Origin of the sequence: Porphyromonas sp. COT-108 OH1349, from assembly GCF_000768755.1 — a bacterium.
GTDB classification, from domain to species: domain Bacteria; phylum Bacteroidota; class Bacteroidia; order Bacteroidales; family Porphyromonadaceae; genus Porphyromonas_A; species Porphyromonas_A canoris.
In genome coordinates this window covers 26,088-39,616 of record NZ_JRAH01000034.1, presented here as the reverse complement: position 1 = coordinate 39,616, position 13,529 = coordinate 26,088, and the positions used below count along the sequence as shown (strand labels likewise).

General features: G+C 39.4%; 12 protein-coding genes, 1 tRNA gene and 2 pseudogenes. 5 read left to right on the top strand and 10 right to left on the bottom strand.

What is annotated here, in order from left to right:
* The first annotated feature begins 3 nt into the window (after positions 1-3).
* The gene (locus tag JT26_RS08000) at positions 4-1,122 is read left to right on the top strand and encodes a hypothetical protein (RefSeq protein WP_036848646.1); all 1,119 of its coding nucleotides are present in this window, start codon (positions 4-6) and stop codon (positions 1,120-1,122) included.
* A 12-nt stretch (positions 1,123-1,134) separates the two neighbouring features.
* A complete protein-coding gene (locus JT26_RS07995; RefSeq protein ID WP_036848644.1) occupies positions 1,135-2,427 on the top strand; it encodes a methyltransferase in 1,293 nt (430 codons plus the stop codon).
* A gap of 835 nt (positions 2,428-3,262) precedes the next feature.
* On the opposite strand, the gene JT26_RS07990 is transcribed toward JT26_RS07995, so the two are convergent.
* Entirely contained in the window at positions 3,263-3,691 is a 429-nt protein-coding gene (locus tag JT26_RS07990) for a DUF3408 domain-containing protein (protein ID WP_036848641.1), read from the bottom strand.
* A gap of 59 nt (positions 3,692-3,750) precedes the next feature.
* On the opposite strand from JT26_RS07990, the gene JT26_RS07985 reads away from it, so the two are divergent.
* From JT26_RS07985 to JT26_RS07970, 3 genes and pseudogenes are all read left to right on the top strand, one after another.
* Positions 3,751-4,026 (top strand): hypothetical protein, encoded by a 276-nt coding sequence (locus tag JT26_RS07985; protein WP_052074894.1) that lies wholly within the window; start codon positions 3,751-3,753, stop codon positions 4,024-4,026.
* Positions 4,027-4,343: 317 nt separating this feature from the next.
* A complete protein-coding gene (gene mobA, locus JT26_RS07975) occupies positions 4,344-4,760 on the top strand; it encodes a conjugal transfer protein MobA (RefSeq protein ID WP_036848634.1) in 417 nt (138 codons plus the stop codon).
* A gap of 166 nt (positions 4,761-4,926) precedes the next feature.
* Positions 4,927-5,780: pseudogene (locus JT26_RS07970) on the top strand (IS5 family transposase).
* 179 nt (positions 5,781-5,959) lie between these two features.
* Here the strand turns inward: JT26_RS07970 and JT26_RS07965 are convergent.
* The 9 genes and pseudogenes from JT26_RS07965 to JT26_RS07925 form a co-directional block, all read right to left on the bottom strand.
* The gene (locus JT26_RS07965; protein ID WP_036848629.1) at positions 5,960-6,286 is read right to left on the bottom strand and encodes an RteC domain-containing protein; all 327 of its coding nucleotides are present in this window, start codon (positions 6,284-6,286) and stop codon (positions 5,960-5,962) included.
* Positions 6,287-6,308: 22 nt separating this feature from the next.
* Complete coding sequence (locus JT26_RS11025; protein ID WP_234985409.1) at positions 6,309-6,464, bottom strand: hypothetical protein; 156 nt, start codon at positions 6,462-6,464, stop codon at positions 6,309-6,311.
* Positions 6,465-6,577: 113 nt separating this feature from the next.
* Positions 6,578-7,930, bottom strand: a complete 1,353-nt coding sequence (locus tag JT26_RS07955) for an MATE family efflux transporter (RefSeq protein WP_036848626.1) — start codon at positions 7,928-7,930, stop codon at positions 6,578-6,580.
* Positions 7,931-8,026: 96 nt separating this feature from the next.
* Positions 8,027-8,875 carry a helix-turn-helix transcriptional regulator gene (locus JT26_RS07950; protein ID WP_023938248.1) on the bottom strand — a complete coding sequence of 283 codons (849 nt, stop codon included), beginning with the start codon at positions 8,873-8,875 and terminating at the stop codon, positions 8,027-8,029.
* A 34-nt stretch (positions 8,876-8,909) separates the two neighbouring features.
* A pseudogene (locus JT26_RS07945) lies at positions 8,910-9,427 on the bottom strand (HXXEE domain-containing protein).
* Positions 9,428-9,543: 116 nt separating this feature from the next.
* On the bottom strand, positions 9,544-10,695 hold the full coding sequence (locus tag JT26_RS07940) for a PD-(D/E)XK nuclease family protein (protein WP_023938250.1): 1,152 nt from the start codon (positions 10,693-10,695) through the stop codon (positions 9,544-9,546).
* A 70-nt stretch (positions 10,696-10,765) separates the two neighbouring features.
* Complete coding sequence (locus JT26_RS07935) at positions 10,766-11,566, bottom strand: type IV toxin-antitoxin system AbiEi family antitoxin (protein ID WP_023938251.1); 801 nt, start codon at positions 11,564-11,566, stop codon at positions 10,766-10,768.
* A gap of 339 nt (positions 11,567-11,905) precedes the next feature.
* Positions 11,906-13,144 (bottom strand): site-specific integrase, encoded by a 1,239-nt coding sequence (locus JT26_RS07930; RefSeq protein ID WP_036848620.1) that lies wholly within the window; start codon positions 13,142-13,144, stop codon positions 11,906-11,908.
* A gap of 242 nt (positions 13,145-13,386) precedes the next feature.
* A tRNA-Phe gene (locus JT26_RS07925) sits at positions 13,387-13,459 on the bottom strand.
* Between the last annotated feature and the right edge of the window lie 70 nt (positions 13,460-13,529).

The following is a 13,529-nucleotide window of genomic DNA, read 5'->3' as shown; positions in this document are numbered from 1 at the left end:
GTTATGAAAAAAAGATTCAGCCAAAATACGAACTTTAAGGATTTGCTAAAACGAAATCAAAATGCAATAGTCAAAGCAGCATTGAACGGTTTAGAAGAGGATGAGAATTTTAAGCTAATTCTGTCCCTCATAAAAGCAATGTGCGATAAATATGAGGATAACAGTTTTAAATATATTGTTATATCAGAAGAAGATTTAAGGAATCTCACAAGTAATGCAGACAGTGCGATCGAACTGTTGTTTACTGCCCCATCGTTTATTCAGAATCGTCACATTATCATTGATTCTAATTTCAAGATTAAAGAAGTCAATAACGACCTGCACAATAATAACAATGAAACAAGACGTATGTTTACACAAATGTCAAAGGATGATGGTGTTGTTATATTCATGGTGTCACCAGAAGGCATTATTAATTATTTTGTCAACGGCCGCGATGGTGGAGATTCTATTTTTTACGAAAGTTCTACTTTGCATTCATTCATCAGCAAAAAGCCTATTTCTGAATTGAAGAACGTATTAGAAGAATATCGAAAGCGATTGAAAATCAGAGATACTTATTCTAAATTTTTTGTAGAAAAAAGTCATTTAAGATCTCTAAGAACCGATTTAAAATCAGTACTTAGTGAAGAACAGTTTATCAAAGCCAATAAGCAATTACTAAGGAATACCCCAGAAGATTGTTTCAGAGACGACCTACGTCTGTATTTGAAAGAAAAACTCAACATCTTCTTTGTACCCAAAGAAGGCATGCTGGAAAATTTAAAGAGGTTAGACATTGTTATGCTTGATGAAGATGGTCAGGGGCTATACTTTATAGAAGTCAAGTGGGTAGGTACCAGCATTCACCCCTTAGGTAAAAAAATAGGTATAACATACGATGCTAAACCGCGTATCGTGCCCGACGCATTCAAACAATCCACGGCATACATAAATGAGCTATTAACTGAAAACATCGATATAAAATTAGGATATTTAGCTGTGTTTGATGCTAGGAATGAAGACCTCCCCGACACAGGAAAAGAGATGTCTATCGACCTGATACCTGAAGAACACAGGACTGCATATAGCAGGCACATCAAATTAGATGATTTTAGGGTAATAAACGAACATCCAAATTAATTGCTGACACCTATGTACAGAGACTACAAATTCATAGATTGCACAGAAAAATACCATTCAGTTATGCAATTTGACAAAAACAAGAATGTTTTTGTACATCGGTGGTATCCTTTTGTAGAAGGATATTCTAAAGAATTCATTGAAGACATCTTAGGAGAATTACCTTTCGTACCAACCTGCGCATTAGAACCCTTCTGTGGTAGCGGAACAACTCCTGTAGAACTGCAGAACCACGGCATAAAGTGCTATTCATTTGAGGTCAGTCCTTTCATGCATCTCCTATCAATAGTCAAATTAGTTAGAAAGTATAATGTGGACACCTTTGAACATTATGTTAAGGCTGTAACAAAGAAACTATCCTATACAAACCGGAATATACGCAGAATAGAATCATTACCTTTTGGTGATACGATTGTAAAAAGGGATCAGAGTAAGAAATGGAATTTTCACGCCCCTGCTATAGATGGTATCCTTGATATAAGACATGCCATTAGAACGATTGTTGACAATGATGATTATAAGAATTTATTTACAATCGCATTGGCTTCAATCATCATTCAAGCAAGCAATATGTTTCGTAATGGTAAGTGCTTGTCGTACAAGAAAGGATGGGAAACTAGAATCTTTAGTAGAAAAGAGATTCATAATTTTTTTCTAGACAAATTAAATTCAATTTTTGCAGAAGATATTAGAATTATATCCAAACAGAATCCATCTGTACATAATTCTGAGATATGCTATTTAGGCGATGTTAGAAAGCATATAGACCAAGTGCCCGATGGGAAAGTAGACCTAATTATAACATCACCTCCATATCTCAATTCTAGAGATTACACGGATATTTATATGTTAGAGCTAAAAGTTTTACAACTAATCAACTCTCATGAAGAACTTCGTGAATTGCGTAAACACACATTGCGTTCTCATGTTCAAATACCTTATGATAAAACACATCCGATAGAAAATGAAAGGCTTAGAAATAGCCTTTTAGAGATGTCAAATAAAGAATTAAACACATGGAATTCAGATATCACTAATATGATATGCGCCTATTTTGAAGATATACAATTTTTATTTTCAGAATTTGCCAAAAAGATGCACAAAGGTGGAGTCATATATTTCAATGTGGCTAATTCCGCTTATTATGGAGTTGAAATCCCAGTTGATTACATCATTGCTGATATAGCGGAATCTTGTGGATTTAAAGTCCGTGAAATAAGAAAAGCTCGGGATTTAAAAACTAGTCCTCAGCAGAGTGATAAAATTGGAAAACTTAGAGAAAGTGTAATAATTATTGACTACTAATGATTTTCTTCCAAGTTTATATTCAAATGACTTGGAAGTAAAGTTGACAATCTTTACATAGGTCTTATCATTGATTCCATAAATGAGATATCTTCTTTGGTTAGATGTATTTTACATAGAGTTATTCATCTATTTCATGTCTGTTTTTACTCTAATCAATACCACCTGATGAAATATATTTTATTTTTTTGTACTCTCCCAAACGATTCGGTATTTTTCTTAGATTTACCAAATACAGAGGGATGATTTAGCTACATATATTCTACAGATGGGATACGATATTTTTTGTAATTTAAAGCCTATTGCAAAGGTAGTCCTACCTATAGAGAAAGACGAAACTTTCTCTGTTTTTCTTCCCCAAAAGCCGTTTATGTAAAAATATTTTATAGCTTTTGCCATATATTCACATTGTCACAGTCATCTTACATGTGAAGACTGCGCTTTTTTGCTCTATCCTCTTCGACGTTATCCTCTAAGTTCAGATTTATGTTTTCGTATCGGTTCATTCATTCTCGTTTTCTTCGGCAAAGGTAGTTTCGGAGAACTGCGGGCAACAAGCTCAAGCGACAGACAAGCCGTTAGGGCAACAATCTCCACACTTCCATTTTATTACAGGCCGTATCTTGCCCTAAACCTTATTGCCCTTGACTCCTACCTCTTTATTGCCTCGAAACGAAAACGACCGACCCGACGGAAATACGCAAAAATGTCGATAACGCGAGGGCAGAGAAAAAGAAAAATGGAAACTCAACTCCCTCTTCTCTAGAATCCGCATAAAATCAAAACATCCGATTGGTCATTATTGAAGAGTAGCAGGATGTTGGCGAAAGGCGACTTACAATAGCTTCTTGAATTTCATCTCTGCCAATCTATTGATTTCATCCTTGTAGGTTTCAAGATGATGCAGGATGATGTTTTCCACATAGATGCCGATGGTCATATCTCTATTCCTCATCGACATGACTATCTCCGCCAATGTATCTTGCAACTCTTTGGCAATATAGATAGTCTTGCGATTTTTCAAAGTGTTACGGCAGATGAAAATCGACTCATAATCGCCCTTGTCGGACTTTCTCCTTTCTCTTCTTGGGACTCTTGAAAAATCCTTTGACATTGGCTCGTCATTTGGACGTTCCGATTCAACACACTGCTCTTCTGATTGAAAGCGTTTCATCTCACTCTCTTTTCTTTTCATGGGAATACCCTGTGAAATAAGTTCTCGGATGGTAACGGGATCTACCTTGCCGTTTTGATTCTCTGTCATACTTACTTAATTTTATTTTATACAATTCACTGTTCAGTTCGTTGCCAATACATTTATCAATGAAGATGAATACGTCCGCTATCACCCTTTTTGTGGAGATGTTCATTGGTGTCCATCAATACAATCGTTCGATTGCATCTGCTTTCGCACATTCCCACGTTCGAGTGAAAGAATCAAGGATATGCTCTCTGATATACACCCTCGCCTATATCGCTCATCGAAAAATGATGTTATCGAAGACACATACCATTACCAACATATTCGACAGTGCAAATATATGGCTCGGTGATGCTGTAATCAGCGTGATTTTCTTTAGTGCGTACTTGTGGCTTTGATTTGGTTATTTGTGGCTTCGTTTCACTCAATGGCTTTGGATACAAGAGATAGTAACTTTGCAGCGAGCGATAAGTCGGTATTTCATGGCTCTGAAAATATACATTTCAAGAAGATAAAGCACCGTCTTTCTGGGAGGATTTATTTGCGTCCGTGCAAATAGCAAGGTATGTTTTATGCAGCACGACTCCGTTTTTGCAGCATAAAACCCTTGCTCCCCGAGAGAGCTGAAGAACTCCGAAGTCGTTTTTCTTGAAAGAGAAAATGTCATGTTTTGAATACTGCTTATGCCGTGAAACACTAAAATCCAAAGTAAGAAATGAAAATGAAGAAAATTCGGAGCGCACGCTCCAAAGAAAAGACAGAAAAGCGTGTCTCGGTCAATTTCACACCGACGGAATACGCTCATTTCCTCACGATGAAAGAGGAAAGCGGTGTACCAAGTCTGTCACTATTCATCAAGGCAAGAATCTTTAATGAGACTTTTCGGGTGATAAAAGTGGATCGTTCGTTGCTTGACTATTATCAAAAGCTGACGACTTTGTATGGACAATTCCGCAGTGTGGGAGTCAATTACAACCAGACAGTAGTTGCAATGAAGAGCAACTTTACAGAGAAGAAAGCCTTTGCCATGCTCGCAAAGTTGGAGAAACTGACACTTGAATTAGCAATAATCGGAGGTGAAATCGTGCAACTGACTCGTGAATTTCAAGAGAAATGGCAACATCGACAATAGCCTTTTACTGTGTATTGTTATTCCTTAATGAAAAAAAATCAGGCTTCCCTTTTACTTTAGGGAGCCCTTTGCACGGAAATTGGCCTGCTTTTTACCTGTTAATTTGCTGTATAATAGGGTGTTATTTATCATGTTTGAGTATTAAAACCAGAATAATATTCTTCCCATGGCATACCAATCCAAGAACACCGATGAGCATGTAACATTTGCAGACGCACTCCTTTCAAAGCGTTATCGCAAGGCACAAAACGACTTCCTCAATCAAGCACCATCAGTCGATTTCGTTCGGCACTGACCGAGCTGGGCCTGATGGACAAACTGTTGGTGCAGTTTAATAAGCAACTTTCCCTGCATCACATTTCGATAAGGGAAGGGGTGCTTGTCGATGCAAGCCTTGTGCAGACGCCATATAAACCCAATGGAAGCATTACGATTGAAGTCGCAGACGACAGGGAAGACAATCGGAGCGAGCAGGAAAAAGAGGCGGAGGAGGATTATCAAAAACAGCTTGTCCGTCAGCGTAAAGGGACGGATGCAGAAGCACGTTGGGTGTACAAACAAAAGTGTTATCACTATGGATACAAAAAGCATTGTTTGACCAATGTTCAAGGCATTGTTCAAAGGGTGATAACGACTGCAGCGAACCGCAGTGATACGAAGGAGCTTATTCCGCTATTGGAGAGTATAAACATTCCACAAGGCACAGCCATCCTGGCGGACAAAGGATATGCTTCTCGAGAAAATCGTTCGTACCTGCAAACACATCACCTTCAAGATGGCATTATGCACAAGGCACAACGCAACAGGGCATTGACCGAGCAAGAGAAGCAGCGAAACAAAGCAATCAGTCCGATACGGACTACCATCGAACGCACCTTTGGCAGTATTCGTCGGTGGTTTCATGGCGGACGATGTCACTACCGGGGGCTTGCAAAGACCCATACCCAAAACATTCTTGAGAGCATCGCCTTTAACCTATACAGAACACCGGAGATAATTATGTCCTCGTGTGTAGGATAAGACATAATTACCCTTGCGGAGCTCGTTCTTGTAGCTCCGCAAGGGTGATTTACAAGCCCTTTTATCCCCCTTGCCTCCTCCCAAATTCTTCACTCCTTTTATCCGAAGAATGCCTCTTGCCTACATCTCCTTATTTTTCAAAGGTCTCTTAGGAAGCCTTATTAACCTTTTGCATGCGATTACCGTTTCTTGAATTTTCCGCCTTTCAGGTCGCTCTCTACCATACGTTTATTGAGCTTCTCACGAAGTTCATCGAGAAAGTAGGTGCGGCTGTCATCCTTGCGACGTTTCATGTTCATATATACGTTGTAGCAGTTCTTTATCTCCACTCCGAAGATTTCGGAAAGAGCATCTGCCAACTCCTCCACACCTATTTCTCCGTTGTTAATACAATCGCAGGTGTCGAAAGCATAAAGGAGTTCAACTAAATCTGTCGCTTTGCCTGTCCAACGGAGTTTCTTGGCAGACTTGACGGGCAAAGCAGGAAGAAGCCCCTGCATTCGCATCTTCAATAATTCCAGCTCCGTGTCAATGACAAAGAGCAGCTCCGATACATTTTTTCCCCTCTCCGTTCATCAGATACACCGCTTGCAAAGTTTGTAAACGAAAACGAGTATAGCGGAGAATACGGAACAAAGAGATGGCATCGTCTTCAGCATCACATAGAGCAATGATTCTCTTCATAAAGTTCTCCGACGCTTTTTGTACTTGTTCTTTTGTATAGCAAGACGAATTTATCGTCTTAAAGTCTTCCGTTTGAGTAAGTCTTAGCATAATCATATCCTCTAAGTTCAACATTACATTTTCTCTGTTATGAGACGTGATTTATGACCTATCTCCCTGTGAATTCGGACGGCAAAGAGCAGCGTCATCAAGGTTGCAAAGACATCGGCGACAGGCTGGGCATAGAGTACTCCGTTCAATCCCCAATACGATGGAAGCAGCAATATGGTGGGGATAAAAAAGAGTCCTTGTCGTCCGATATTGAGCAGAAGGCTCTGCCTCGCCCTTCCGATTGCCATATATAGTGTGGAATACACAAACTGGAAACCGAAAGTGAAAAACATAATCGTATTGGCTCTAAGCGCAATTCTTGCTATTTCTTGCATTGTTTCGTCTTTGCCAAAACAACTGATGATAGGAGCGGTAAAAACGACTATAAGAATACTCCAAAGTACACAAAACGAGGTGGTGAGTATTATGGAGCAACGTATAGCCTCCTTTAGTCGCTGGGAATTACCCGCTCCGTAGTTATAGCCTGCCATAGGTTGGAGTCCTTTGACGAATCCAAAAACCACATTTGTTCCCAATGTGACGATTTTCAAGACTATTCCCACAGCAGCAACAGCCTCCGAACCGTATTTCACAGCGGCTTTCTGCAACAAACTGATGGAAAGGGTTTGGAGTAGTTGAAGAAAGAGCATTGAAACGCCTATCTTGATAATCTCCACATACATTTTTATCGTGGGAGCGAACAAGGCAAATGATACTTTTACCTTTGCTTCCGTAAGGAAGCGGATGTAAATAGCTGTCGTAATGATTCTTGAAAGAATGGTTGCCCATGCAGCACCTTCTACGCCCCAACTGAAAGTATAGATAAATAAAGGGTCTAATGCAACATTGACGATAGAGCCTATAATCATTGCCGATGCAGACGTTTTCGATGCACCCTGCGAAACGATGATGTTGGACATCGACACATTCAACGTCCCGATGACGCAGCTGATAATGAACAGTCTTCCGTATGCTTCTGCCAAGTTCATCATCCCCTCGTTCGCTCCCATGAAAAGCAGAATGCCTGGCAGGAATGCATTGCACACAAGGGCAATAAGAGTAGCCAATATTACGGAAGTAATTACTGAAACGGAAGCGACCCGACCTGCCTTTACAATCTTTTTCGCCCCCAACAGACGGGAAATATAAACTCCGCCTCCGACACCGAACATCAAACCTATTCCGAGAAACAGCAGCGATATGGGAAAAACGACCGATACGGCGGCGACAGGAAGAGTTCCAAGACGTGCGATCCAGAAAGTATCCACCACATTGTATATTGCCATAATCAGCATTGCGACGACAATAGGTATCCCTAACTTTGCCAGGGCTTTCATCATACTTCCTGCTTGCAGAATATTCACAGCATTGTTCATTCTTGTAATTCGTAGCTTTGTGAGTAAATAAAATTTGCTGCAAAGGTACGGTGGGATACAGGCTGCCACAATAGACGGACAACAGTGATAATAGCACTATTCGTGGTAAGTTCTTCTAAAAAGTGTGGGAGAGACTCCTACAACCTTGGTAAACAGCCGTGTGAAGTAGGAGTAATCGTCAAAGCCCAAACTATGCGCAATCTCTTTGACAGTGTCTGTAGTATAGACTAATTGACGTTTAGCCAATAAAATAGTTTCATCTTGAATATGGCGGCTCACGCTTGTCCCAAGAACTGCATTCACCGCTTCATTCAAATAAGCGACAGTGATATTCAGACATCCTGCATAGAATGAAGGTGCGCGGTGGGTTCGGATATTGCTTTCCAGCAAATCCCGAAAATTCCATACGATTTCCTTATATCTGTTCATTGTGCCCTGTAATTCGGATTGAGCCTTTTGTCGCTCCGCAACGTCCTCCACGACCATTCCCACGATAACGGTAGTTAATCGCTGAACGACTGCTTTTACAGATGAACTTTCCATGCAACTTAGTTTACGGTCAAGAAGCGATAACAATTGTTTATGTTCCGAGATGTCGGATAGTTGTATTTTGGGGCGACCGTATCGCTCAAGCGTTCGTTTTTCCTCCTTATCTACCAATACCGAGTCGATAATCAGAAATTTTGCAGAAAGATTGGAAGCGTCGATGATACGATGCGCCTGTCCGGGACAAATGATAGCCATACTTTCTTTCCCGAAAGTGTATTCCTTGAAATCAATATTCAGACGGCATTGTCCTTCCTCAATAAAACCAAATAAATAATAATCATCGGTATGAGAGAAGGCGTATGTTTCTGAAGGTGCCGATGTCCGAGAGGCGACAGTCTTCAGATAGACTCCGAAATCTGAGAGTTGTGAACTTTTATGGATTGGTAACCGGGGCATGTCTTTCCGTTATTTTATGATTGATAATACGCTCTCAATGTTTATCCTGCCACCGCTGAAACATGCCCATAAAGAAAAATGCGGAGAGCAGGCTAAGCATCGTAAGGATAATCCCGACAACATCTGCAAAGGAGATAGAATAGATGCCTTTGAAAATTCAGCAAAACCATAGATGCAATAAGGTAATGTCAAGATTGTGGTAATGATGACAGGCACATATTTTCGGTATATCACCCATTGTGCGATATGCGCCAAAAGATGAACGGAATGCCCTGCAAATGCAGCAAACCACAATTGATACGCTCCTTGCCATACGGCACAGAAAGAAATGAGGGAAATCAACAAGAACTCGTGGGCAGTCCCAACGGCAAATGTGGCTGTGGAATAATCAAAAAATCCCCTACGAGCAAGAAACCGATCGAATTTCGGAAACCGCCTTTTCAATTCATCCCTATTTCTGTTAAGCCAATGCTTGAACATGATAATCTCTTCGTATTCGTGAACCATGAATACAACAGGGAGAAGTATCATTGTCAATTCTAATTTTGTCACAACCATTTTGTTGTTGTTTTGTCAGTAGCACAAAATTCTATGGTCATATGTTTTTAGTTCTGTCTTTTAATCCCAGCTTTTCTTCACCTTATACTAGACGACTTGGGGTTTCTTTTTTACAGTTCTATTTCATTCATTACTTTTAATATATTTCCTATTTTTCTTTCACAGTCATATAGGAATTTGTCACTTTTAATAATATCACTTTCCCAAATATCAATAGTCAAGTTGGGTATGTATTCATAGAATGGCCACCATTCACTTTCTTTGCCAGAATGAATACCCAATTTATTCAATTGCTTGTGAAGACTCTTTCTTTTCTCAACTGAAAGGTTATAATCTTTTGGATTATTGGCTAATCCATAATAATAACGACCTCCTCCAAAAGTAAACCCTATCCAGTATTTTCCTTGCCAGAGAGGATTTGTAAAATAAAACCTCACATAGTACTCTTCGCTCTTCTCATAATGATATTCTAATCCTTTTTGTTCTGCAAATTCTTCCATCTTAGGATTAAAGTGCCTCTTTATGATAGCATCAAAAGTTGCCAAATAGTTATGATAAATTATTCGTGCAGCTTTCAGATTTTCTATTTTTGACAGTATCTCTGTTATCTCCTCTTTATTTCTGTTATCCATATCTTGATTTGTTAGTTCTTTCAGATGATTGATATATTGAACAATGGTTTCTCGTACAATGGGAAAACGCGAAGCAATTGCAACACATTTTTCAAGCCAATTTATTATGGTCTCTTTGTATGAAATTGTTAAATAGGGAACTCCACTTCCACTTTGTTCGGATGCTTCATTACCCCAAAGAGTCAAGTACAATATCTGATAATTCCCTTTTTGATATTCACCTTCAGCATATTTGTTGTATCTTTTTAGTTGTTCCCATTGGTCATTTGCGTATATTTTATTCTCGATAATAATAACCTTTTGCCTTTGTTTGTCTTCTATCAGAATATCAATTCGACCATATTCATCAATTGAAAATTCTGTATAAACTTTCGCATTTTCACAGTTGAAACCTTGGATTGAAAAGTTATTCCCCAATGTTTCTATAAAACATTCAAGGAGTTGTGATTTTAATCCATGTGTTCCATTAGGATTTAAAAATTCTGCGATAATTGCCGAATGTGTCTTTTCGTAATGATTTACACCACAGACACGAAACATATTAAATCGACCTCCTGTTGCATCTAATATTTCAGCATTTTTATTACTGATAATTGACACTTGATTAAGCAAATTCTTTATCTTATCCATTACCTATTTTGTTTTCTTTCTGCTGTTACTTTTGCTACGGATTTCCATCCGAGGATATATCGTTGAGGTATCATGATATGTCTGTTGCTATTTCATCATTTACAATAACTTTCCATTTGGTGTCCAATGTGCCGTGCTTTTCCGCCGAAAGAGAAAGATATTGGGGATATGCCGTCCGTTTGGCAAGGACGGAAGCCAGACCCTTGGTCAGGTCTGCTTTTCCCAGCATCCTCTCAAAGATGTAGCCCAAACGCTGTATGATAGCCGTAGGATAATAGGTTGCGGTGTTTCTCAAAGAGGATTTACCGATACATTCAGACAATTCATCGATGATGCCGACAATCCGTGCCAGTCCGAAAGTGCGCTGTTTTTCCACAAGGTCAAGCATTGTCGCCTCCGGAGTGGACACATTCACATATCCCGTTCGGGTCTTCATCTGTGTAACACAAGAATTATCCCACTCTTTCCTTATGTTGAAAGCGATATGCAACCTGTCATTCTCTATGTTTCTGACAGGAGGCATACCTGTAGTAACAAAAAAACGCATCGGTTGCTGATGGGCAGCCCCGTGAAGTGCGGCAGCCGACAGAAGAGAGACGTAATAATCTCTTTCTATGTATTTCATCAAATCATCGATATACATAAGAGGCGGAACGTTTTTTTGCAGGGAAAACTCCGGGGTAATAATCACATAAAAGCCTCGTCTTATAAGTGCAATCTCTCCCTTGCTTGCCAAACGGGATAAGGATACCTGTGCGATTTTCCTGCCATATCCGTTTTGCTTCATCACCTCCTCAATGGTAAACGAAATTCGCCCCACCGACAAGACCTGCCTGATAAAATCACCATAAGAGAATACTTTTTCTGCCATTTCCTTATTCTTTAATAGTAGCCGTAATGGCTACTATTCGCAAAGATAGACTACTCAAAAGAAAAGCCCAAAGAATTGAGTAAAAAAAGCTCCATACAGTCTCTTTTGGGATTCAAACGAATTGTCTTTAATTTACTCTCCGAAGCACCTAAGCTTTTTCTTGATTACTCCTAAGCTTTCGAGCGAAAGCTTAGGAGCTTTTATTTACAGAGTAGAGACGTTAATTCTCCCCTCTTTCTATGAGTGTTCTATTTCGGGAATTGCAACAAAGATAGGATATAGCAACACCAGCTATTCCTCCAGTACATCAAATTGCGTTTCGCTTTTTCTCCAAATGGCTCAAGAAAGTGATTTCTTGGATAAAGCAAGGGCAACATTTCTCATATCTTTCATTATACTTCTATCAAGGACTTTGGCATAATGTTGCGTCATTTTGATGTTGGAGTGACCGAGCATTTTCGCCACATTCTCAATGCTAACACCATTTGCCAAACAAACAGAGGTAGCATAGCTATGTCTTGCGGTATGCGTGGTTAATTTCTTCTGAATGTTACATAAGTCGGCTATTTCTTTCAGATAACTGTTCATCTTCTGATTACAGGGTACAGGAAGAAGTGTTCCCTTCTTGTGACAGAATGGATGGTTCTCATACTTCTTTAATATTTCCTGTGGTATATCCAACAAGGGAATATTGCACATATTTTTGGTTTTTTGTCGAGGTTTACGAATCCAAAGGTTTCCGTTATCATCTCGCACAAGATGTTCGGGAGATAATTGTTGCACATCAATAAAGGCAAGTCCGGTAAAGGCTGCGAAAATAAAGATGTCACGGACAAGTACAATTCGTTCTACGGTAAATTCTTTTTGGTAAATAGTTTTCAGCTCTTCCAGTGTAAGAAACTCTCGGATAACCTCTTTCTCATGGAATTTTATTCCGATAAAAGGGTCTTTTGTAATCCATTCGTTGGCAAGTGCAAGGTTGGTTATCTTTTTCAGACATTTCATGTAGCGGATAACCGTGTTTTGTTTGCATTCCTTCTCTGTCTTCAGATAAAATTCAAAGGCACGAACAAACTCTCCATTGATTTCAGTCAATAGAAGATCATCTTTATTGTATCTCCTTTGGATCAATTCTGCCAAGTAACGTTTGCACGTTTCATAACGCCGAACAGTAATCAAAGTATAATCCTTACCTATAAGAGCTCGACATTGATCATTATGTTCCTGTATCGTAGCAAGGAGAGTTTTGGGTTGTTCTTTCAGAATATCTAAGCCGAAGAATTTTTCTTGAAGAATACGAGCGCTTATTGTGCTCCCTTGTTCTTCTAACTCGGTAAAGATAGAGTGTAACTTGATTTTTGCTTCTTCTATGTAGCTATTCAATTCGTTGGCTTTACGACTTTTACCACGTACACACTCTTTGGCTTGGTTCCAAGAACTCGGATCGACACTTTTTCGGATATTAGTTTCGACACGTTGTCCATCAACGGTAATTCTCATGCAAACCGAGGCTTCTCCGTTTTTGAGCAGTTTTGTCTTCTTGATAAAGAAGAGCACATTGAATGAAATCCTTCTCATTTCGATACGTTTTTAGTTGATACAAAATTCGGAAATCACTCACGAGTTATCGACACGCAAATCACTGCATATCAGTGGTAAAGAAACTTTTTCGGTGGAGATTTCATTCTGCTGTTTTTGCTCCACCTTTTGCTCCACCAAAATCGGTAATATTCTGCTATATTTTGCGTAAGTGGGAAAAATAAAAACTCCCGACTTCGCTTAGAAATCAGGAGTTTACGTCGTTTTGCTTTTCTTCAAAGTGGTGCCACCAGGAATCGAACCGGGGACACAAGGATTTTCAGTCCTTTGCTCTACCAACTGAGCTATGGCACCATCACTTGATCGTGATTCGCTTGCAAAGGTAGATCTTTTTTTTGAATCTCCAAATGTTTCGCCCATTTTT

Bases quoted from the DNA above. Each gene is read 5' to 3' on its own strand.
- JT26_RS07990 (WP_036848641.1), bottom strand. From the start codon at position 3,691: ATGACAGAGAATCAAAACGGCAAGGTAGATCCCGTTACCATCCGAGAA.
- mobA (WP_036848634.1), top strand. From the start codon at position 4,344: ATGAAAATGAAGAAAATTCGGAGCGCACGCTCCAAAGAAAAGACAGAA.
- JT26_RS07935 (WP_023938251.1), bottom strand. From the start codon at position 11,566: ATGGCAGAAAAAGTATTCTCTTATGGTGATTTTATCAGGCAGGTCTTG.
- JT26_RS07965 (WP_036848629.1), bottom strand. From the start codon at position 6,286: ATGCGAATGCAGGGGCTTCTTCCTGCTTTGCCCGTCAAGTCTGCCAAG.
- JT26_RS07940 (WP_023938250.1), bottom strand. From the start codon at position 10,695: ATGGATAAGATAAAGAATTTGCTTAATCAAGTGTCAATTATCAGTAAT.
- JT26_RS07955 (WP_036848626.1), bottom strand. From the start codon at position 7,930: ATGAACAATGCTGTGAATATTCTGCAAGCAGGAAGTATGATGAAAGCC.
- JT26_RS07930 (WP_036848620.1), bottom strand. From the start codon at position 13,144: ATGAGAAGGATTTCATTCAATGTGCTCTTCTTTATCAAGAAGACAAAA.
- JT26_RS07950 (WP_023938248.1), bottom strand. From the start codon at position 8,875: ATGCCCCGGTTACCAATCCATAAAAGTTCACAACTCTCAGATTTCGGA.
- JT26_RS07985 (WP_052074894.1), top strand. From the start codon at position 3,751: ATGAAGATGAATACGTCCGCTATCACCCTTTTTGTGGAGATGTTCATT.
- JT26_RS11025 (WP_234985409.1), bottom strand. From the start codon at position 6,464: ATGAAGAGAATCATTGCTCTATGTGATGCTGAAGACGATGCCATCTCT.
- JT26_RS08000 (WP_036848646.1), top strand. From the start codon at position 4: ATGAAAAAAAGATTCAGCCAAAATACGAACTTTAAGGATTTGCTAAAA.
- JT26_RS07995 (WP_036848644.1), top strand. From the start codon at position 1,135: ATGTACAGAGACTACAAATTCATAGATTGCACAGAAAAATACCATTCA.